The following is a 20210-nucleotide window of genomic DNA, read 5'->3' as shown; positions in this document are numbered from 1 at the left end:
TTCGCCCGTGACCACCACAGCTCCCACCGACCTGTCCGGCCTCGCCCAGGCCGTCGGCTGCCAGGTCGTCCTGCCCGGCGACCGCGACTACAACCGTCTGCGCGCCGTCTGGAACGCCGACATCGACCGCCGCCCTGCCGCGATCGTCCGCTGCACCACCGCCGAGCACGTCAGCGCCGGCCTCACCTGGTGCCGCGAACGGAACCTGCCGATCACCGTGCGCGGCGGCGGCCACAACCTGGCCGGCACAGCGGTCGCCGACGGCGCCGTGCTCATCGACACCCGCCTGCTCGCCGCCGTCCGCATCGACCAGGCTGCCGGACTCGTCCATGTGGGCGCCGGCTGTGTCTGGGGCGAGGTCGACCGCGCCTGCGAGGACCTGGGCATCGCCGTGCCCGCCGGAGTCGTCTCGCACACCGGCGTCGCCGGCCTCACCCTCGGCGGCGGCTTCGGCTACCTGGCCCGCCAGTTCGGCCCCACCATCGACCACCTGGAGGAAGTCGAGGTCGTCGTCGCGGACGGACGCATCCTCACCGCCAACCGGGAGCAGCACCCGGACCTGTTCTGGGCCCTCAAGGGCGCCGGACACAACTACGGCGTCGCCACCCGCTTCACCTTCCGCTACGTCGCCCTGCCCGGCCTGGCCACCGTCCGCATCCACCTCTACGGCGCCGACGACCGGCTCGCCGTACTGCGCGCCTTCCGCGACCGCGCCGTCGACGCGCCGCGCCAGGTCGGCTCCTACCTGCGCCTGTACACCAGCCCCGAGTACTGGTCCCCGCTCCCGGCCGCCCACCGCGGCAAGCCCATTCTCTCCCTGGCCACCGTCACCTACGGCGACCCGGCCGACGAGCCCCGGCTCACCGCACCGCTCTTCGAGGGCCCCGAGCCGATCTACACCAGCGTCCGCACCCTCCCGCACGTCACACTCCAGCACGCCACCGACGACGAGTTCCGTTACGGCCTCCGCCACTACTGGAAGCACGCCTTCCTGCGGGAACTCCCCGACGAGGCACTGGACGTGCTGCTGCACTGGGCCGACTCCTACCCCGGCCACCCGCTCAACGCCAGCGCCGCGATCGCCCACCAGGTGATGTGCCCCTTCGAGATGTTCGCCGGCTCCTCGGAGGCACCTGTCCAGCGCGACGACGCCCTGCCCGAGTTCGGTTCGATGCGGTTCGCCGCCAACATCGGCGCCGACTGGGAGTTCCCCGAGGAGAAGCCGGAACTCGTGGCCTGGGCACGCGGGTTCAGCGCCGCCCTGGACCCGTGGCAGAGCGGAACCTACATCAACTTCACCTCCGTCCAGGGCGACGACGACGTCGCCCGCGCCGTCTACGGCGACAAGTACGAGCGCCTGGTGCGGGTCAAGAAGGAGTACGACCCCGACAACGTCTTCCGCCGCGGCCTGGTCGACCTGTCCGACAACGGCGACGACACCTCCGGAGCCCGCACATGAGCCCCCGGATCGGTGTCGACGCCAGCAAGCTCCCCGGCTCCGAGCGGCACGGGCCCCTGTGGAGCCTGGACCGGGCCGTCGAACTCGGGCTGGAGGGAGTCTTCTTCCGATCCGTCTGGGACCTCAGCGACACCCTCGACGCCGGGGAACTCGCGGAGGTCTCCGCGGTCGCCCGCGAGCGCGGCCTCTACCTGGAGGTCGGTACCGCCAAGTGCAATCCCTTCGCCGCCCCCGAGGCCCGGCGCGTTCGCGAACTCGGGGACGGCGACTACCTGCTGGGCTTCGCGCGGCTGATCCGCGCGGCCGCCGGCGCCGGCATCACCGAGCTGTGGACCGCCACCGCCAACTACCAGTTCCGCATCCCCGGCATGTACGCGTGCGACCGCTTCCGCACCGACGTGGACTGGTCCGACCAGCTTGCCGCCGCCACCACCGTGCTGCGCCGCATCGCGCCCGTCCTGCGCGACACCGGAACCCACCTGAACATCGAGACCCACGAGGAGATCAGCAGCTTCGAGACGGTCCGCCTGGTCGAGGACTCCGCCCCGGACGTGATCGGCATCTGCTTCGACACCGCCAACGTGCTGGTACGCGGCGAGGACCCGGTCGCCGCGGCCCGCCGCGTCGCCCCGCATGTCCGCCAGACCCAACTGCGCGATGCCGCCCTGCTCCTCAGCCCCGACGACAGCGGCCGCATCGACCGCTGGCTCGCCCCAGTGGGCCAGGGCGTCATCCACTGGGATCAGCTGCTCTCCGTGCTGCTCGACCAGGCCCCCGACGCCACGTGGTCCATCGAGGGAACCGTCGCCGCGGCTGGGCTCAGCGGCCTCGCGCTGAGCCTGTGGACCACCGATCCCATCTGGCGCACCGCGCATCCCGACCTGACCGACGGCGAACTCGACCGGGTCCGCGCCCTCACCCACCACTACGAGCAACAGGCGCAGGCTGGCGAGCGCCCGGACCGCACCGCCCTGACCGCCCCCTCCACCGAACAGGACGCCGTCGACTTCATCACCGCCAGCGCGGGCGAACTGCGCCGTCGTCTTGCCCGCCTCCAGCAGAAGGAGCACACCGTCGCATGAACACGCCCAGTGTCCCGGTCAACAGGCTGATCGACGTCCACCACCATGCCGAGCTGGAGGTGATGAAGGCCAAGCGGGCCGAACTCGGCGTCCCGCTGCCCTCGTTCGTGCCCGAGTGGACCCCGCAGATCGGCATAGAGCGGATGGATCTGACCGGCACCACTCTGTCCGTCCTCTCCATCCCGGGCGGTGCCTCCTTCTGCCCGCCGGCGGAGCAGGCGGCCTTCACCCGGACCATCAACGAGTCGCTCGCCGACCTGGTTCGCGAACATCCCACCCGCTACGGCGCGTTCGCCTGCCTGCCGATGCCCGACCCGGACGCCTGCGTCAAGGAGGCCGTGCACGCCCTCGACGAACTAGGCCTGGACGGGGTGTGTATGCACACCAGCTACGACGGCGCCTACCTCTCCGATCCCGCCTACACGGACCTGCTCGCCGAACTCGACCGCCGCGCCACACCCGTGTTCACCCACCCCATCCTCCCCGAACCGGTCGCCGACCTGCCACCGGCCCTCCTGGAGGGCACCTTCGACACCACCCGCATGGCCACCAAACTCGCCGGCGCGGACGTCTTCGCCCGGTTCCCCGGCATCCGCTTCATCCTCCCGCACACCGGCGGCATGGTCCCCTACCTCAAGTGGCGCATCGCCATGTACAAGCTGACGGGCGCCGACTGGCGCATCGAGACCGACCCCGCCGACGTCCCCCGCGAGATCGCCAAGCTCGACGGCATCTACTACGACACCACGCTCAACATGGGACCGGTGCAGAAGCTGGAGAGCCACGAGCGGATCCTCTTCGGCACGGACATCCCCTTTTCCTGCGACTCCGTCCTGGGTATCCAGCGCGAGTCCGTCTTCGCCGACGCCGCCGCCCTCGGCCAGGATCACGTCGACGCCATCGCCTACGGCAACGCCTTCCGCCTCTTCCCCAAGATCGCCGAGCGCCTGTCATGACTCTGCTGCTCACCCGCTCCGACGTGCTGCGCATGCTGACCTTCCGACAGGTCATCGACGCGGTCGAGCAGGCACACGCGGAACTCGCCCGCGGCGGAGCCGCCCAGCCCGCCCCGGCCGCCCTGCGCCTGCCCGGCTCCGACTCGGTCTACGTGCCCATGGCAGCCGCCTCCGCCCATGCGCGGGCGGTCGGGGTCAAGCTGCTCGCCGACATCCCGAGGAATGCCGGACGCGGACTCCCCGTCCAGCAGACCACCCTGATGATCATCAACACGGAGACCGGAGCGTGTGAGGCCCTGCTCGACGGCGCCGCGGTCACCCGCTACCGCACGGCCGCCGCGTCGGCGGTCGCCAGCCGCCACCTGGCCAGGCCGGACAGCCGTGTCCTCGGCCTGGTCGGCGCCGGCGCCCAGGCCCGGGCCCATGCCCTCGCTCTCAGAGCCGTCCTGCCCATCGAGCAGGTGCGGATCTGGAACCGCAGCCCGGAGCGGGCGGTCGCGCTTGTCGCCGAACTCGGTGCCGAAGGGTTCGGCGCGGAGGCGGTGGACGACATCCGCAAAGCCGTGTCGGGCGTGGACGTGCTGTGCACCGTTACCCCTTCACATGACCCTCTCGTTCGCGGTGCCTGGTTCCAGCCGGGCCTCCACGTCAACGCGGTCGGCGCGCCACCCCGGCCCGACCACCGCGAGATCGACACCGACGGAGTCCTGAACTCCCGTGTCGTCGTCGACTCCTACGCCACCGCGTTGGAGAAGTCGGGTGACGTCCTGTTGCCCCTGCACGAAGGAGCCATCACCAAGGAGCACTTCCGCACCGAACTGGGTCAGGTCATCACCAGCGCCCAGCCCGGCCGCGAGTCACTCGAGCAGATCACGCTCTACAACTCCGTGGGCCTCGGCTTGCAGGACGTCGCCACCACACGCCTCCTCATCGACCAGGCGGAGGAACTCGGGATGGGGACCCGGTTCGACCTGACGCTATGACACCTGGCGGGGTGCGGGCAGTCAACCGATCTGAGCCGCCCGCGCAGCGCCGGCGCATCTGACGGCCGGCGTGTTCGGCGGTCACCGGTCTGCCACTGGCGCCAGACCGGCTCCTCGGGCTCGTACACCGGAGGAGATGCGCAGGGAGACGAGCCACGGCCGAGTTCGTCGGCGAGCGCGTGGGCGTTCTCGATGGCCACGTGGCCACGCGGTGTCATGGGCAAGGACAGGGCAGCACGGCCAGCAGGCGGCCAGAGGACTCCATCTCCAAGGAGAATCTGCTCCGGCGCCGCTCGCGCGGGAGACGACGCGTCGTGACCGTCATGCTGAGTCCCAGACAACAAGCTCAAGTCCCGCGTTCGACATAATTCGTCTCGCCTGGAGGCGCGAAGTCCCCGCTGACCTGCAGGCTCTCCGTCTGCGCCCCGAATCGCCCGTTTCTCTAGGCATAGAGAAACGGGCAGGTCAGCGGCCTGGCCGATCAGGCCGCTGGGCCAACAATGGGCCGAAGCGAAGTGGAGACAAACTTCCCTGAAACGGGGCAAGTTGGCGACGTCAGGGCGAGGTCCGTGATCGACGCTCTATCGTCGATCAGTAGCGGCCCTCGCAGCGGTCGTGGTCATCGGGCTTCGCCCGCGTGTTCCGCGATGTGGTCATCTCGCTCCACATTGCAGAAGAAATCTCGCCACATCTCTTGACCGGGCCCGCCGTTCCCTCTACTTTCCGAAGTGCGGTAATTAATGACCGTATCGCGGGAGGCAGTGCACGCCTTGGTTGGAGCCGGCGCCAATCAGGAAGACACCGACGCGATGGTCCAGGACGCAATCGACATCGATGCGCTCGGCCGGCTCGACGGCGGCTTCGTCGAGCCGGGGGTGAACAAGGCCGCTTTGATCGTCGGCATGCCGCTCGCGGAATTCGAGACGGTCATGGACGGCAACTCGCTTCCCAGCGCTTGACAGGCGAAGTGCGCGTCAGGCTCTGATATATCGCATTCAATCCGCCGGTAAAGGATGAGACATGAGTCGATCTCGATCCCCCCGTCATGAGTTCCCCGTTCTCTCGCGCGCCGAGCGAGACCGTCGATGGACGGCCCTCCAGGAATTCATGCGGCGCAACAACATCGAAGGATTGCTTGTCTTCGGCAGCGGCCGCGACAAGTGGGACCGCTACGTGACCAACGAGGTCGGCGGTATCGCGGCGCTTTCGCTGGATGCCGAACCGGCTTACCTGGTGGGGCGATTCCCGCTCCCGCGGTTCGACGAACCGGGACAGGCGTTCGATCGATGGGTTTCGGATGTGCGGCTCGGCCCGCCCGTCAAGACGATCACGGACTTCCTGTGTGAAAGGGGGCTGGATGACAAGCGAGTCGGAGTCGTAGGGCTGAGCAGCAGGATCCACGTCGAACCGGCCGGGTCGATTCCGTACAGCTCGTGGATCGCCATCACGGCAGCCAACCCGAAAACGCAGTTCGTTGACGTCGCCGAGCAGTTCGAAATGATGACGATGGTCAAGAGCCCCGAAGAGCAGGAGATGCTTCGCAAGGCCGCTGAAATCGGGGACACCGCCTGCCAGGCCTTCATCGATGCCTGCCGGCCAGGTGCGCGAGAAAGCGAGGTGGGCGGTGCGGCGCTCGGAGCCATCGTCGCCGCGGGCGGCTGGATGGCGTTCCCCACCCTGATCATGCGATCCGGACGCAATCGATTCGCCTGGGGAGTTCCCGAATGGACCTCCATGGGCGGCGGGTCGCGAACGATCCAGGCCGGAGACTCCGTGTCAGCCGAACTGTTTTCGTTCTACGGCGGCTTCGAAACCCAGCAGCAGATCGACGTGTCGGTCGGTGAGCCCGATGACGACCTGGCATTCGTCGCCGATGTCGCCACGCAGTCCTATCGGCGTGGGCTCGAGATCCTGCGACCCGGCGTGAAGTTCTCCCAGCTTTCCGACGCCATGCATGAGCCCCTCGTGGCGGCGGGATGCTGGAACACCGGTCCACACATTCAGACGGTGTCTCCGGTGATCTTCAACAGCCCCACCCACATCAATGTCGCGATCGACCCCGGGATGGCGCACCTCCCTGCCCTGCCTCCCGAAGTACCGCGCGACGGTGAGTTCACCGTCGAAGCCGGGGTCGCCTTCGCGTTCGAGCCGAATGCTCTGCGGAATCAGCGCCGCGTATGTATCGGAGGAACCGTTCTCGTCACTGAAAACGGGTACGAGGAACTGAACAGTGTCCCCAACCAGCTCCATGTGGTTCCCGCCTAGTACCCGGGTGTACGGCCGGCGCGAGAGACTGAATCGCAAACAAAACGGGGGACTTGACCGCAAGAAATCCGCCCCTCATCCATGGGAAACGGTCGGCGGCCGACACGTATCGCGCAGGCGATGCATTACGGCATGGAGAATGATGACCATTTTTGTGCGCACCCGGCGGCTTGGAATCGCCTCCGCTGCCTTGGCTCTTGTCCTGCTGCCGACCGGCTGCGGAGGAGCAGACTCCGGCACCGGGGACCGCAAGCAGACGATCGCCCTGTCAGGGACCATCAACACCCTGGACCCGGTGCTGTCCACACAGATCCAGAACGACACCCCCTCAGGGATGATGTATGACACCCTGATCGATTATGACGCCAAGAGCAAGGTGACGCCGTATCTGGCCGAGAGCTGGAAGGTGTCGCCGGACGTCCGCTCGCTGCACTTCACGCTCCGCCAGGGAGTCACCTTCCACGACGGAACTCCCGTCACAGCGGACGACGTGGTGTACACACTCAACCGTGTGAAGGCTCTGGGTATCGGTGTCGCGTCCCTCACAAGCAGCTACGCGTCGTCGACAGCCATCGATTCGCACAACGTCGAGATCAAGTTGTCGCGCCCCGATTCCAGCTTTCTCGGTGCACTGTCGCGCGTGTACATTCTCAACTCGAAATTGGTCAAGCAGCACGAAGGTTCCGATCACGCGCAGGCATGGCTCGCCTCACATGAGGCCGGCAGCGGTGCTTACGCTCTGACCTCCTTCAAGCCAGGAAGCTCCATAGAGACGTCCCGCTACGCGAAGTACTTCGACTTCAAGGCGAGCCGCCCCGAGCATTTCGTGCTGCCCAACAGCGAAGAGTCGTCATCCATACGCGACATGCTCCTGTCTGGCGACCTGGACGTCGGGGTGACCATGTCTCCCGCCGATGTGGAGCCGTTCAGGAAGAACAGCTTGTACAAGGTGGTCGAGCTTCCCTTCGCCGCCCAGAGCTACCTGGTCTTCAACAACAAGTCGCCAGTCCTGTCCGACAGGAGAGTCCGGGAAGCGATAACGCTTTCCTACGACTACAAGGGGGCGCTGTCCAGCATCCTGCGCGGCAACGGGAAAATCGCAACAGGAGTGGTTCCCAGCTTCTTCTCATGTCACGCAGAATTCCCGACGCCGGCTCAGGACCAGGGCCGTGCCAAGAAACTTCTGAAAGAGGCCGGCGCGAGCGGCCGCACGTTCAACCTGGTCTACCCCGAGGGTCTTTCGGAACTCAAGGCCCAGGCCACTCTTCTCCAGTCGAATCTGCGAGACGTCGGCCTGACGGTGAGCCTTCGGTCGGTCACCTTCGCCGCCTACCTCGGCATGCTCAGTAAGCCGCAGACCACGCCCGACATGGCTCTTGTATGGGATGCGCCGCTGTACCCCGACCCAGGTCAGATGCTCTACAGCAAATTCGACTCGAAGTTCGTGGGAACCGGAGCGAACTACTCGCAATACAGCAACCCACGCGTCGACAAACTGCTGACCCAGGCGCTGTCCGATCCCAGCGAAAGCGACCGGTGCAATCTCTACAAACAGGCTGAGACGATCATTCACGACGACTACGCCATCGCGCCACTGCTCAACGGTACGAACCTGGTCGTGACGCGAGCTGACATCTCGGGAGTGACGTTCAGTCCCATCCATCCCTCAGTCAACCCGCTGTACCTGAAGGTGGGGTAGCGAATCAATGGCGGACCTGCTCATCTTCACGGCCAAGCGCCTGGCGCTCGCCATCGTCACCCTCTGGGGACTTGCGACCATCGTCTTCTTGATGATCAAGGCTATTCCCGGAGACGAGGCACGGGTCGCCGCGGGCCGCGGCGCCTCGCCCGAGTTAGTAGAACAGGTCCGCCACCGACTGGGACTCGATTCGTCCCTCGGTACGCAGTACTTCCGCTACCTCGACCGACTGGTGCACGGCGATCTGGGAACATCGATCGCGACGTTGCGGCCGATCCGGCAGGATCTGAGTGCGGTACTCCCGTCCACCGTCGAACTCGTCCTGGCCGCGATGGTGATCAATCTCGTCGTGGGGATCGCCATCGGGGTAGTCGCTGCGAGTTGGCGAGATCGCACACCGGATTTCGTGAGCCGGCTGCTGGCCGTCATGTGGGGTGGAATGCCGATATTTTGGGTCGGCGTGATGTTGCATTACCTCCTGGGGACAAAGTTCGGCCTCGTTCCGTCCACCGGCCAACTCTCTTTCGGAGTCGATGTGCCCACGCGAACAGGCGCGGTGACCATTGACGCGCTGTTGGCCGGTGACCTGCACGCCTTCGGAGACGCCCTGTATCACCTCATGCTGCCGGCCGCCATCATGGCAGCTCCCTTTTGCGCGGTAACGATGCGGACAGTGCGCTCGGCCATGCTGTCCCAACTCGAGCAGGAATACATCCTGGTCGTCATCGCGAAGGGGGCGTCCCGGTCACGGGTGCTGTTGGGCCACGCACTCCGCAACGCGTTGGTCCCGTCGCTCACGATCGTCGGCCTGCAATTCGGGTGGATGGTGGGGGGAACCGTCTTGGTGGAGGCCATCTTCACGCGACAGGGAATCGGTTCGTACATCGGCTCAGCCGTGACGCAGAAGGACTCCTTCGCCGTTCTTGGCGGCGTCCTGTTCATCGGGGGTGTCGTCATCATCGCAAGCCTCGTGGTCGATCTGCTGCAGATGGTGCTCGACCCGCGCGTTCGGGCCGCCGAGGGGAGTGCCGCATGAGTACGGTGACCAAGCCGATGATGGTCGGCTCTGCCCTTCTGCGCCGGCGGCCGTCGGGGGGCGCCATGTGGTTCAACCGGTTCATCATCTTCCTGGCGCTGCTGTTGCTGGTCGTCGCGGTGTTCGGAGATCGCCTGGCGCCTCTTGATCCTTACCGGGTCATGCCCCACGACGCACTGCTTCCGCCAAGTCGCGAGCACTGGTTCGGGACAGATCAGCAAGGGCGGGACGTCTTCAGCCGCCTGCTCGTCGGCGCGCGAAGCACTTTGCTGTCGTCCGTCCTCATCGTCGCTGCCGGGGCTTTCATCGGCGTCGCCATCGCCGCAGTCGCAGCGTCGGTGCCCAGGTGGCTCGATCAACTCATCATGCGTATCTGCGATATCGCGCTCGCCTTGCCGAACATGGTCCTCGCACTGGGCATCGCGATGGCTCTGGGCCCCAGTCTGCGATCGGCGCTTATCGCACTCGTCATCAGCCTGTGCCCCTCATACATCCGGATGTCACGTGTCGTCATGCGGGAGACGATGACGGCAAGTTACTTCGAGGCCGCACGACTCATGGGCGCCTCTCGATGGCGCATCGTCACCCGGCACCTGCTTCCGAACTCGACGGACCTGCTAGGGGTTCAGGCGGCGTTCGACGTGGGTGGAATGGCACTGATGCTCGGCGGCCTGTCCTTCATCGGTGTAGGCGCTCAGCCTCCCAGCGCGGAATGGGGCGCCATGGCGGCCGACGGTCGCAGCGAAGTGATCACGGCCTGGTGGATGGCGTTCTTTCCGGGCGTCGCCATCACCCTGTCGGTCATCACGTTCGGCCTGCTCGGTGAACTGCTGCAGACCTGGCGAGACCCCAACCTTCGGGAGACCTCATGAACACCTCTCCTGAGGCGCGCAGCGAAAGCCCCTACGAGTCGCCTTCAACCGGCCAAGCCGACGGGCGTACCCCGGTTCTGACGATCGAGGACCTGAGCGTGTCGCTCGAGCGTGACGGCCGATCGGTCACACTGGTCGACCAGGTGAACCTGACCGTGATGCCGAAAGGGCGGGTTGCACTCGTTGGTGAATCAGGTTCGGGTAAGACCCTGACCGCTCACGCCGTCATGGGCCTCACGCGCAAGCTTCGCGTAGGCGGACGGATCACATTCCAGGGGCGGGATCTGGTGTCCATGGGCGAGCGCGAGATGCGGTCGATCCGTGGAGCAGAGATCGGCATGGTCTTCCAGGACCCGCTGCGCGCCCTGGACCCGATCACGACCATCGGAGCCCAACTCGCCGAGCCGCTCCGCATCAGGGGCGTCGGGAAGCGCGAGGCCTACGACCGAGCGGCAGGCATCCTCGACGACGTCGGCGTCGCGCGCGCCAAGGACCGGCTCAAGGCCTATCCGCATGAGTTCTCCGGAGGCATGCGGCAGCGAGTCGTTCTGGCCATGGCCCTCATCGCCCAGCCTCGCCTTCTGATCGCGGACGAGCCCACGACCGCACTGGATGTCAGAGTCCAGGAGCAAGTCCTGGCCCTGATCGACCGCGTAGCCGAAGACCGCGAACTCGCTGTTCTCCTGATCACTCACGACCTGGGGGTCGTGTCCGGCTTCGCCGACCGCGCCGCGGTCATGTACGCCGGCCGCATCGTGGAGGAGAACCGTGTGGACAGGCTCTTTCTGTCCCCGCGCCACCCCTACACTCGCGGTCTTCTCGGCGCCGTGCCCCGGGTCAGAGGCGATCGAGAGCTGATCTCCATTCCCGGTTCCCCCGCCGCGCCCATCAGCCGGCCGGCGGGGTGTGCCTTCCACCCGCGCTGCAGCCGAAGCACCGACGCCTGTACAGAGATCGTGCCGGCACTTCGCGCGACAGCAGACACGGGGACCGTCGCGTGCCTCGTTGCCGACGTCGGCGCGGCCAAAGGAGTGACATGAGTGCAGTCGTCAAGATCACCGGCCTGAACAAGACCTACGGCGCGCGCGGCAGAGCGGTCCCGGTGCTACGCGATGTGACCCTTCAGGTGGAACGGGGAGAGGTGACGGGACTGGTCGGTGAATCAGGCTCCGGCAAGTCCACGCTGATCCGCTGCTACACAGGCCTGACCAAGGCCGACAGCGGACGATTGTGGTACGACGACATCGACTTGACGCGCGCGTCGCGCAGCCAACGGCGTCGAGTCCAGCAAGAGGTGCAGGTCGTCTTCCAGGACCCGTACTCCAGTCTCGACCCACGCATGAGCGTCGGCAAGCTTGTCGGTGAGGGCCTGGCGATCCATCGACTGGCCGGCGGCTCCGAGGCGCGGGACAGAATCGCCGAGGCCTTGGAGATGGTGGGACTGGACGCGAAGGACATGGAGCGTTACCCGCGGTCCTTCTCGGGAGGGCAACGCCAGCGCATTGCGATCGCGCGCGCCATTGTCATGCGACCCCGCCTGCTGATCTGCGACGAACCCGTGTCGGCTCTTGACGTGTCCGTGCAGGCGCAGGTGCTGAATCTCCTGCGCACCATGCAGCGGCAGCTCGAACTGACTGTCCTGTTCGTCGCCCACGACCTGGCCGTCGTGCACCAACTCTGCGACCAGGTCGCCGTACTGTGCCAGGGCCGTATCGTCGAGCAGGGTTCGAAACGAGGGGTCTTCGACGGCCCTTCCGCGCCCTACACGCGTGAGCTGCTGGAGGCCATCCCGGATCTCCATTCATTCAAGCGGATGCCCCGGTCCTGAAGCCCCTCGACCGAGGACGAAGAACTGATCCGGCACTGCCATACGTCACGCAACAGAGGCGGTCGACATTGAGAATCGGTTGGGATGTCCATCTGGCCGGCACTGCTCTGCCATCCGACGTGGTTTCTCCTTTAGCCGCACTGGCCAGGACCAGAGACCTCGGGCTCGAAGGCGCACTGTTCAGAACACTGTACGAGATCACGCCCAGCCTCGACGGGGCGGTCTTGTCCGACGTCGCGGACGCGGCAAAGGACTTGGACCTGTATCTGGAGTTCGGTGCCGGCATGGTCAATCCGTTCATGACCGCTGAACAGCCGCATGTGCGGGAGCTCGGAGACGGCAGTTACCTGGCGGGCATGGAAAGAATGATCGAGGCGGCTGCAGCCGTCGACTGTCATGAAATATGGACGACCACCGGCCGCTTCAAGCACGGACTCCCGGCGAGCTTTGCAACGGATCGGTTCCGGACGGACACGACGTGGAGCGACCAGCTCGCCGCCACCGAGAACTTTCTTCGTGACCTGGCACCGTGCCTGCGGCATCACGGAACTCACCTCAACCTCGAGACCCACGAAGAGATCACGACCTTCGAACTCGTGCGCCTGGTGGAAGCAGTCGGAGACGACGCACTGGGGATCACGTTCGACCCGGCCAACGTGGTGATGGTCGGTGAGCACCCCACGGCGGCAGCACGCCGCATCGCTCCCTATGTCCGGATGACACATCTGCGTGACGTCGCCCTGTGCTTCGCCCATGGCCGACTCACACGATTCGTCGTGCCGTGCGGCCGAGGGGTCATCCGCTGGGATGCACTCCTGGAGGCATTGCAGGACAGCCCCAGCTCATTGAACGGTTCGATCGAGGCAGTGGGGCACTCGCGTATCCCCTTCGCGATGGACGTCCACGAGCCACGATGGCTCGCAGCCCACCCGGACTTGGCGGTGCCGGAGTTCGCCGGCCTGGCCGAGTCGGCGCAGGCGTACAGACGAGCCGTGTCAGCCGGCGACAGGCCGGGATTCCAAGAACTCAGCAAGCCGGACGACGCTCTCACCCTGGAACGGTTCGCAGTCGAGTGCGCCGACCATCTGCGAGCTGTGTCGCAGTCACTGAGCCGCGATCACGCGAGCGCAGAAGCAGCTCACGTACCAGCCGGCCAGCCCAACACCGAGGAGTTCTCATGACCTCAATTGCCAACGCTCGAATCAGCGAACTCGCCTCTCTGGTCTCACAGCCACTCGTGCTGCCGGGCGCCCCGTCCTACGATGTGGCCCGCCGCGTCTGGAACGCCGACGTCGACCGTAAGCCTGCGGCGATCGTCCGCTGCGCATCGGCGACGGATGTCGCGAAGGCGCTGCGATGGTGTCTCGACAACGACGTCGATGTCACTGTGCGCGGTGGTGGTCACAACCTCGCGGGTACGGCGGTCATGGACGACGCCGTGATGCTGGACATGGGGCCCCTGAACCAGGTCCGGTTTCACCACGACCGCGAGCTGGTCACGGTAGGGGGCGGCTGCCGCTGGGGCGATGTGGACCGGCCCGCGGCCGATCGCGGTGTCGTCGTCCCGGCTGGCGTCGTGTCGCATACGGGCGTCGCAGGTCTGACGCTCGGGGGCGGGGCCGGTTACCTCTCCCGTCTCCTGGGCGCAACCGCTGACTACCTGGTGTCAGCACAGGTCGTCCTCGCGAGCGGGGAGATCGTGACTGCATCGGCCGACGAGCACGCCGACCTCTTCTGGGCCCTCAAGGGCGCGGGGCACAACTTCGGGATCGTCACGTCCTTCACGTTCCGTCACGTGCCGGTGCCCGGCGAGGCACACGTACGGCAGGCATTCTTCGCAGCCGATGACCGGCTCTCGGTGCTCCAGTTCTTCCGCGACTGGGCGATGACGGCGCCGGACTCGGTCACGACGTATGCGCGCCTCCTTGAGGTGCCCCCCTACTGGTCGCAGATTCCCACGCCCCACCGCGGCCGCCCGGTGCTGAACATCACGACTGTTCACTACGGCGACGAGAACGAGTCCTTCCGGGTCACCGAGCCGATGTTCAGGGCCGCGGAGCCCGTGTGGTCCCAGTCGTACCAGGTGCCGCACGTCCGGCTGCAGCACGCCTGCGACGACGAGTTCCGATACGGGGTCGGGCACTACTGGAAGCACTCCTACCTGACTGCTCTGCCCGACGCAGCCTTCGAGACGATGATCGACTACTCGGATCGGTATCCTGGCCGGCATCTTCAGGCACATGCGAATATCGCACCGCAGATGCAGTGCCCCTTCGAGATCCAGACCGGTGGCGGCGCGAACTCCCGGGTCGACCCGGACTCGACCTCGATGACCGAGCGCAAGGACCAGTGGGGTGCGAACGTCGGCGCGGACTGGGAATTCGCATCCGAGAAGACCGAACTGGTGGCGTGGGCCCAGGAGTTCTCCGACCAGCTGGGGAAGTATCAGGGAAGTACCTACATCAACTTCACGAGCGTCCAGGGCGACGAACAGCTTGCGCGGCTGGTCTACGGAGACAAGTACGAACGTCTCGCCGCGGTCAAGAAGGTCTACGATCCGAACAACGTGTTCCGACGTGGCCTGGTGGACCTCGCCTAGGCCGACGACATGACATCGCAGCACATTCCGGTCGGACTGGACAGCAGCAAGCTTACGGGCGCGCACGAAGGCGGTCCTCACTGGACACTCGACCGAGCCGCCACGTTCGGCTTGGACGGGGTCTTCTTCAGATCTGCTTTCGAACTCAGTCGGACGCTTGACCCGGTCGAGATGCGTGACGTCGCGGACCACGCGCGTGACTGCGGCCTGTACCTCGAGGCCGGTATCGCCACCATCAACCCGTTCGCCAGCCCGGAGTCTCCAGAGATCCGGGTGCTGGGCGACGGAGACTACGCCGCGGGGCTCATGCGGATGATCGACGCCTGCGCCGCCATCGACATCCGCGAACTGTGGACCTACACCGCCAATTACCAGTTCCGCATAGCCGGCCTCTATGCGTGTGACCGGTTTCGTACCGACGTGAAGTGGCAGAATCAACTCGACGCCACTCGTAAGTTCGTCGGAACCATCTCGCCTGCCCTCAGGGACCTCGGCGTTCACCTCAATGTCGAAACCCACGAAGAAATAACCTCGTTCGAACTGGTCCGCCTGGTCGAGCACTGCGGCCCCGATGTTCTCGGGGTCACGTTCGACACGGCGAACGTGCTGGTGCGAGGCGAGGATCCGCATGCCGCGGCCACGAGACTGGCGCCGTACGTACGCGCCACCCAGATCCGAGACGCCGGCCTGTTCCACACTCCGGAGGGAATCGCGCGCTTCCTGCTTCCTTGCGGCGACGGTGTGATGAGGTGGGAGCACATCCTGGCGACGCTCATCGAGCGCGCGCCGCGCCTGACCCTCTCCATCGAGGGAGTCACACGCACAAACGGAGAACTCCCTCTCTACATCCACAACCCGGTATGGCTGGCAGCGCACCCCGACATGACTGTCGAGGAATTGTCCCAGATAGTCAGGATGGCAAACGAATATGAGGCACGCGTAGCGTCCGGGGACGCGCTCGGCGCCGAAGCGCTCCGACATCCTGTGTCGGACGCGCGGTCGGACGAGTTCATCCTTGATTCTGCCGAACACCTGCGGAAATGTCTCGGTAGGATCGGCGCCCTCGGTGAAGTGGTCTCAAACCTTCAGGCCGGAACGGCTCCTACGGAAAAGAACGTCGAGTGACGCTCTGTCCATCCCGATGCCAGATGCCCGACTTGACTGATCACAAGACTTGTTTGGAGATGTAGCATGGAACTGAGCCGAGTAGCGGATGCGCGCAGCTATCCGGTGCCGCCCGGCGCGAAGGACAACGCCGCGTATCACAGGGTGCGCCTGCAGGGGCTTGACAAGACGAGCGACCCGGGGTTTTGGATCGCGTTGGCCACGTATCTTCCTGGGTGCAAGGTGGACCGTGTCGCGGGGAAGAACGGCGCCGCCGTCTATCTGGTGACCGACGGTGAACTCAGGTTCAAGGGGCAGGGGCAGGATGTTCTCCTCGGGCGCTATGACTCCGTACTGGTCGCAGAGGACGAGACGATTGAAGTGATGAATGAATCAACAGATCCGGCACGGATGCTGGTCATTCACACGACGACTGAGAACGCTCGGAAGTATCAGTTGAGTTTCGGCGAAACCTGATCGACGCAACCGGCCTCCCGGTGTGAAAGCTCAGCTGAGCGGCTGATCTTCCGGGCTTGGTGAGGTGAACCGGCGGTGTTGCCCGACCTGTCGCACGAGGAGCTCCGCTTCGCGCCGCGCAGGCCTCACCTCGCCGCGCGGCGCGACGTCGAAGCCGATGCGTACGGGGAGGCTGAGGCCACCGGCCTCGGATGTGGGGAGATCTCGAGGGCCGGTGATTGATGGGATCACCTGTGGTGGTGTGGGCCCAGGGCCGGAGGCGGTCCGCCAGCGGGTCTGCGCGGCGTCGGCAGTGGCTGACCATGACACAGGGGGCGTGGTCAACCTGTCGATGGCGCACGGAGGCCGGCGATGCGCCGCCGCCTCGCCCTCGGGCGGTATTTTCCGGCCACCGGAGCCGCTCCCGGGCTGGTCGGAGGAGGCCGTCCCCACGGAGCTGGCCGGGGCGCTGCTGCAGCACATCTGCAACGAGTTCACCTGCCTCGCTGTTCATCGCCTGGCACCGGGACACCCGCCCGCCGGGAGTTCCGTGGTGATCCGTGCACAGGGGCAGGATGGGGAAATGACCTTACGATCCGACGAGACGAGCGCACGGAGCCACAGCGGTATCCAGGTGATCTCGCGGGCCGCCCAGATACTCCGTACGATCCGGGAGACTCCCGGGGGGCTGACCCAGTCCGACCTGGCCCATCGGCTCGGCCTTCCCCGGACCACCATCCACAGGATCCTGAGTGCCCTGGAGGACGAGGAACTCGTCGTGTCGAGCAAGGGCGTGCGTGGACGCTACCGGCTGGGGCCGGAGATCGCCCGTCTCGCCGAAGCCAGCACCCGCGACGTCGTGAGGCTCCTGCGCCCTTTCCTGCTCGACCTCTCCGCTGGTCTGGTGGAGACCGTGGACCTGTCGGTGCTGAACGGAGGGGTGATCACGTTTCTCGACCAGGTGGAAGCGCCCCATCGCCTGCGCGCGGCGAGCGCGGTGGGGGAGAGCTTCCCCCTGCACTCCTGTGCCCCGGGGAAGGCGATCCTGGCCACGCTCACGTCGAGCCGCATGCGTCAGCTCGTTCCGCGGCGGCTGCCGGCTCTCACGTCGCATACCATCATCAAGTTCCCTGACCTGTTGGAACAGGTGAAGGAGATCCGCGAGACCCAAGTCGCCTACGACTATGAAGAGCAGTGCGACGGCATCTGCGCGGCGGGCGTGGCCTTCGAAGTGGCGGGCCAGCAGATGGCGGTGAGCGTCCCTGTGCCGGCTCAGCGCTTCCACGGCCGCGAGGAGGAGTGCGCACGGGCACTGCTGGCGCTGCGGGACCTCGTCGCGAAACAGGAATGGGCGTGAGCCGTCCGGCGGGGAAACGCTCGCCGCGTCGCCAAGGCGGCCTGCAACGACCCCAGCGCGTACGGTGCTCGGCCCGGGCAGGCCCAGCCGGGCCAGCCGGACTCCGCCCCCGCGACGGAGCCGATCTTCGATTACGGCGCTCGGGCAGGCATCTGGCGACTGCAGAGGCTGCTCGAGCAGTTCAACCTGCCGGCGACCTTCTTCGGCTGCGCCCGGGCATTCGATACTGGTTCCGTGGCGGCGATACCTGCTCGGGGAGCAGACTGAGTTGGACAGGCTGCACGGTCGTCCTCCTTGCACGGTGACTGCCGTGCAGCCTGCTTACGCCCGGCGATCGCCCGGGCCAGAAGCGAGGAAACCGCTCGATGTGCGCCGGGGTGACGTATCCGCTGTTCACGACGTGCTCGCGCGGCAGTAACTCCCGCTTGGCGAGGTCGTCGTGGATGACGGCGGTCATCTCGACGTCCTGCACGATCGAGTGCGTGGTGGCCAGGTGAACCGCCAGCTCGGGGCGCTCTTTGTCGCAAGTCTCGGTCAGATGGACACGGTAGCGGCTCCAGGCGGTGTCCCGTTTGACGCAGCAGTGCGCCTCGGTGTCGTGGGGGGAGCCGAAGCGCAGGTGAGCCGGTGGCAGGGCGTGGCTGTGTCCTGCCAGCGCAGGCGCCCGTGCGCATCCCAGTAGTAGCGATGGTCCCACACCTGGCGCAGGATCTCCATCTGCGGCAACAGCCGCAGATGAGGCGGGGCGGATGCGGCCCGGGCAGCGGCGAGAATCGTCGGCCCGTCCCGGCCGGTCTGCTCGGCCCGCTCGGTCACCGCCGCCTTTCCGCCAGGTAGCTTGCCGATCTCCACCTTCCGCCCGTAGCGCTTGCCCCACTCCGGTGCGATCAGCGCAGTCAGCCAGTCGGGGGCGGGCTCGGCAAGCTCCTCCAAAGCAGCCCGCAGCGTCTCCCCGACCAGCTCCAGGCGGCTGAGGAAACGCACCGTGGCCAGCACGTGGGTGGCGTCGGTACGCTGTCGGCCCCCAGCCTTGAGCAGGCCGGCTTCACTCACACGCTGCAGCATCGCCTCCAGCATCCGGTCGGCAGCGCCGTTCTCGGCCAGCCGGGCCCGAAACTCGCACAGCACCGAGTAGTCGAACCCGGGATCGTCCAGCTCCCGGCACCAGCGCGTACTTCCAGTCGGTCCTGGTCCGCACTGCGTCCGCCGCAGCCCGGTCGGACAGGTTCTCCGCGAACTGCAGCAGCGACACCAGCGCCAGCTGCCCCGGCGACAGCCCCGGCCTGCCGTCGGAGGGATACAGTCCGGCGAACTCCTCGTCCTCGAACAGCACATCCAACCGATCCCTGATCAGCATCGCCGGAGTGCCGTTCGGACACGCTGCCCGCGCTGTTCATACCGTCCTGACCGGGACCCTCTGATGGTTCTCCGGCCGCAGCGACATCGCGACCACCTCCACCGCCGCCACCGCCCCGCTCCCACCAGACAAGCACCCACCGGACCAGGTGTCAGCACCCCGACAACGTCACCAACAGAGTCCCGGCATTGCTCTATAGCCGCGGCGGGCGCGGCTGCGAACCGCCCCGGGCGAGGAGACCGGTCAGGCGATGGGCCTCGTCCAGCAGCAACCGGCCCAACTGGGGCCTACGGCCGGCGGAGAAGCGCTGCTCGATTCCGGTCAGGGAGAGCGCCCCGGTGGGGCGTCCCTGCGCGTCGAACACCGCAGCGCCCATGCCCCAGCTCCCCTCCACCAGGAGGCCGGGATTGGTCGAGTAGCCCTCCTTCCGGGTGGCCTGGAGTCGGCGCAGCAGCGGTTCGGGGGCATGGCTCTCGCCCCAGGCGGAGACCAGCTCGCTGGTCTCCAGATGGGCGGCCACCCACGGGTCGGGCAGGAACGCGAGGATCGCCAGCCCTGCCGAGGCCACGCCGAGGGGGAGCCGGAGCCCCTCGTACAGTACGAAGGACCGGATCGGGAAGCTTCCGTCCTCGCGCATCAAGCAGACAGTCTCGTCCCCCCGGCGGACCGAGAAGAACGCGCTCTCACCCGTGGCTTGCGCCAGGCGCCGCAACACGGGCCGAGCCTGTTCGGTCATGTCGTAGCGCGAGGACGCCGCCGCTCCCAGCAGGAAGAGCTCGGGCCCCAGCACCCACCGCCCGTCGGCGGTGCGGTCGATGAAGCCCTCACCTTGCAGCGCACTCAGCAGACGGTGCGTCGTCGGCCTGGGCAGGCCGGCCCGGCGTCCCAGTGAAGCCGTGGTGGCGCCACCCGGATCGCTCTGGGAGAGCGCGCGAAGCACCGCGGCAGCACGGCTGACGACCGAGGAAGGAGCATCCACGGACAGCAGTCTAGGCGTCTACTCAGTGAACGCTTGCCCCGGACCTGTCTCTGGGAGCGAGCAACCCCACATAGATGAGCAGATCTACCTTGACCCGGCAAGCAGAGAAGTTCTTCCATCGTTGCGCCCGCACCAGCGCGGGCAGTCATCCAAGGGTCGTTAGTCCGAGGAGTGGACG

Annotated in this window: 18 protein-coding genes and 1 pseudogene; 16 read left to right on the top strand and 3 right to left on the bottom strand. The window is 66.5% G+C overall.

All coding sequences use genetic code 11. From position 1 onward, the window contains the following. The first annotated feature begins 7 nt into the window (after nucleotides 1–7). The 16 genes from ACTYVM_RS24350 (at nucleotide 8) to ACTYVM_RS24275 (ending at nucleotide 17696) form a co-directional block, all read left to right on the top strand. Nucleotides 8–1459: an FAD-binding oxidoreductase gene (locus ACTYVM_RS24350; protein ID WP_445527993.1), complete on the top strand. Its 1452-nt coding sequence runs from the start codon at nucleotides 8–10 to the stop codon at nucleotides 1457–1459. Continuing rightward, nucleotides 1456–2541: a sugar phosphate isomerase/epimerase family protein gene (locus tag ACTYVM_RS24345; RefSeq protein ID WP_445527992.1), complete on the top strand. Its 1086-nt coding sequence runs from the start codon at nucleotides 1456–1458 to the stop codon at nucleotides 2539–2541. The genes ACTYVM_RS24350 and ACTYVM_RS24345 overlap by 4 nt, the downstream gene beginning before the upstream one ends. Next, a complete protein-coding gene (locus ACTYVM_RS24340) occupies nucleotides 2538–3497 on the top strand; it encodes an amidohydrolase family protein (RefSeq protein ID WP_445527991.1) in 960 nt (319 codons plus the stop codon). The genes ACTYVM_RS24345 and ACTYVM_RS24340 overlap by 4 nt, the downstream gene beginning before the upstream one ends. Continuing rightward, on the top strand, nucleotides 3494–4480 hold the full coding sequence (locus ACTYVM_RS24335) for an ornithine cyclodeaminase family protein (RefSeq protein WP_445527990.1): 987 nt from the start codon (nucleotides 3494–3496) through the stop codon (nucleotides 4478–4480). Before ACTYVM_RS24340 ends, ACTYVM_RS24335 begins: the two co-directional genes overlap by 4 nt. Before the next feature lie 740 nt (nucleotides 4481–5220). After that, nucleotides 5221–5439, top strand: a complete 219-nt coding sequence (locus tag ACTYVM_RS24330) for a hypothetical protein (RefSeq protein ID WP_445527989.1) — start codon at nucleotides 5221–5223, stop codon at nucleotides 5437–5439. A 148-nt stretch (nucleotides 5440–5587) separates the two neighbouring features. After that, nucleotides 5588–6745, top strand: coding sequence for a M24 family metallopeptidase (locus ACTYVM_RS24325; protein WP_445527988.1), 1158 nt, complete (start codon nucleotides 5588–5590; stop codon nucleotides 6743–6745). Nucleotides 6746–6884: 139 nt separating this feature from the next. Further along, a complete protein-coding gene (locus ACTYVM_RS24320; protein ID WP_445527987.1) occupies nucleotides 6885–8444 on the top strand; it encodes an ABC transporter substrate-binding protein in 1560 nt (519 codons plus the stop codon). Between the two features lie 7 nt (nucleotides 8445–8451). Further along, complete coding sequence (locus tag ACTYVM_RS24315; RefSeq protein WP_445527986.1) at nucleotides 8452–9480, top strand: ABC transporter permease; 1029 nt, start codon at nucleotides 8452–8454, stop codon at nucleotides 9478–9480. Then, nucleotides 9477–10352 (top strand): ABC transporter permease, encoded by an 876-nt coding sequence (locus tag ACTYVM_RS24310; RefSeq protein WP_445527985.1) that lies wholly within the window; start codon nucleotides 9477–9479, stop codon nucleotides 10350–10352. The genes ACTYVM_RS24315 and ACTYVM_RS24310 overlap by 4 nt, the downstream gene beginning before the upstream one ends. After that, nucleotides 10349–11392: an ABC transporter ATP-binding protein gene (locus tag ACTYVM_RS24305; protein ID WP_445527984.1), complete on the top strand. Its 1044-nt coding sequence runs from the start codon at nucleotides 10349–10351 to the stop codon at nucleotides 11390–11392. Before ACTYVM_RS24310 ends, ACTYVM_RS24305 begins: the two co-directional genes overlap by 4 nt. Further along, nucleotides 11389–12180, top strand: coding sequence for an ABC transporter ATP-binding protein (locus ACTYVM_RS24300; protein ID WP_365776342.1), 792 nt, complete (start codon nucleotides 11389–11391; stop codon nucleotides 12178–12180). Before ACTYVM_RS24305 ends, ACTYVM_RS24300 begins: the two co-directional genes overlap by 4 nt. A 119-nt stretch (nucleotides 12181–12299) precedes the next feature. Further along, complete coding sequence (locus ACTYVM_RS24295) at nucleotides 12300–13361, top strand: sugar phosphate isomerase/epimerase family protein (RefSeq protein WP_445527983.1); 1062 nt, start codon at nucleotides 12300–12302, stop codon at nucleotides 13359–13361. Between the two features lie 56 nt (nucleotides 13362–13417). Then, nucleotides 13418–14779, top strand: a complete 1362-nt coding sequence (locus ACTYVM_RS24290; protein ID WP_445527982.1) for an FAD-binding oxidoreductase — start codon at nucleotides 13418–13420, stop codon at nucleotides 14777–14779. Nucleotides 14780–14788: 9 nt separating this feature from the next. Then, the gene (locus ACTYVM_RS24285; protein WP_445527981.1) at nucleotides 14789–15904 is read left to right on the top strand and encodes a sugar phosphate isomerase/epimerase family protein; all 1116 of its coding nucleotides are present in this window, start codon (nucleotides 14789–14791) and stop codon (nucleotides 15902–15904) included. A 66-nt stretch (nucleotides 15905–15970) separates the two neighbouring features. Beyond that, nucleotides 15971–16360, top strand: a complete 390-nt coding sequence (locus ACTYVM_RS24280; RefSeq protein WP_365776349.1) for a cupin domain-containing protein — start codon at nucleotides 15971–15973, stop codon at nucleotides 16358–16360. Between the two features lie 316 nt (nucleotides 16361–16676). After that, nucleotides 16677–17696 (top strand): IclR family transcriptional regulator, encoded by a 1020-nt coding sequence (locus ACTYVM_RS24275; protein ID WP_445527980.1) that lies wholly within the window; start codon nucleotides 16677–16679, stop codon nucleotides 17694–17696. 534 nt (nucleotides 17697–18230) lie between these two features. On the opposite strand, the gene ACTYVM_RS24270 is transcribed toward ACTYVM_RS24275, so the two are convergent. The 3 genes and pseudogenes from ACTYVM_RS24270 to ACTYVM_RS24260 form a co-directional block, all read right to left on the bottom strand. Further along, nucleotides 18231–18824, bottom strand: a complete 594-nt coding sequence (locus ACTYVM_RS24270; RefSeq protein WP_445528054.1) for a hypothetical protein — start codon at nucleotides 18822–18824, stop codon at nucleotides 18231–18233. Further along, nucleotides 18742–19059: pseudogene (locus ACTYVM_RS24265) on the bottom strand (transposase); the annotation flags it as partial. The pseudogene ACTYVM_RS24265 and the gene ACTYVM_RS24270, both read right to left, overlap by 83 nt. A gap of 187 nt (nucleotides 19060–19246) precedes the next feature. Further along, nucleotides 19247–20032, bottom strand: a complete 786-nt coding sequence (locus tag ACTYVM_RS24260) for an IclR family transcriptional regulator (RefSeq protein WP_445527978.1) — start codon at nucleotides 20030–20032, stop codon at nucleotides 19247–19249. Between the last annotated feature and the right edge of the window lie 178 nt (nucleotides 20033–20210).

The organism is Streptomyces cyslabdanicus (assembly GCF_052663305.1).
Note: the sequence above shows the minus strand (reverse complement) of the source record. Positions and strands in the feature narration are given on the sequence as shown.

Coding starts and splice junctions, on each gene's coding strand:
- ACTYVM_RS24280 (WP_365776349.1), top strand. CDS start 15,971: ATGGAACTGAGCCGAGTAGCGGATGCGCGCAGCTATCCGGTGCCGCCC.
- ACTYVM_RS24345 (WP_445527992.1), top strand. CDS start 1,456: ATGAGCCCCCGGATCGGTGTCGACGCCAGCAAGCTCCCCGGCTCCGAG.
- ACTYVM_RS24340 (WP_445527991.1), top strand. CDS start 2,538: ATGAACACGCCCAGTGTCCCGGTCAACAGGCTGATCGACGTCCACCAC.
- ACTYVM_RS24335 (WP_445527990.1), top strand. CDS start 3,494: ATGACTCTGCTGCTCACCCGCTCCGACGTGCTGCGCATGCTGACCTTC.
- ACTYVM_RS24285 (WP_445527981.1), top strand. CDS start 14,789: ATGACATCGCAGCACATTCCGGTCGGACTGGACAGCAGCAAGCTTACG.
- ACTYVM_RS24330 (WP_445527989.1), top strand. CDS start 5,221: ATGACCGTATCGCGGGAGGCAGTGCACGCCTTGGTTGGAGCCGGCGCC.
- ACTYVM_RS24320 (WP_445527987.1), top strand. CDS start 6,885: ATGATGACCATTTTTGTGCGCACCCGGCGGCTTGGAATCGCCTCCGCT.
- ACTYVM_RS24310 (WP_445527985.1), top strand. CDS start 9,477: ATGAGTACGGTGACCAAGCCGATGATGGTCGGCTCTGCCCTTCTGCGC.
- ACTYVM_RS24315 (WP_445527986.1), top strand. CDS start 8,452: ATGGCGGACCTGCTCATCTTCACGGCCAAGCGCCTGGCGCTCGCCATC.
- ACTYVM_RS24305 (WP_445527984.1), top strand. CDS start 10,349: ATGAACACCTCTCCTGAGGCGCGCAGCGAAAGCCCCTACGAGTCGCCT.
- ACTYVM_RS24325 (WP_445527988.1), top strand. CDS start 5,588: ATGCGGCGCAACAACATCGAAGGATTGCTTGTCTTCGGCAGCGGCCGC.
- ACTYVM_RS24300 (WP_365776342.1), top strand. CDS start 11,389: ATGAGTGCAGTCGTCAAGATCACCGGCCTGAACAAGACCTACGGCGCG.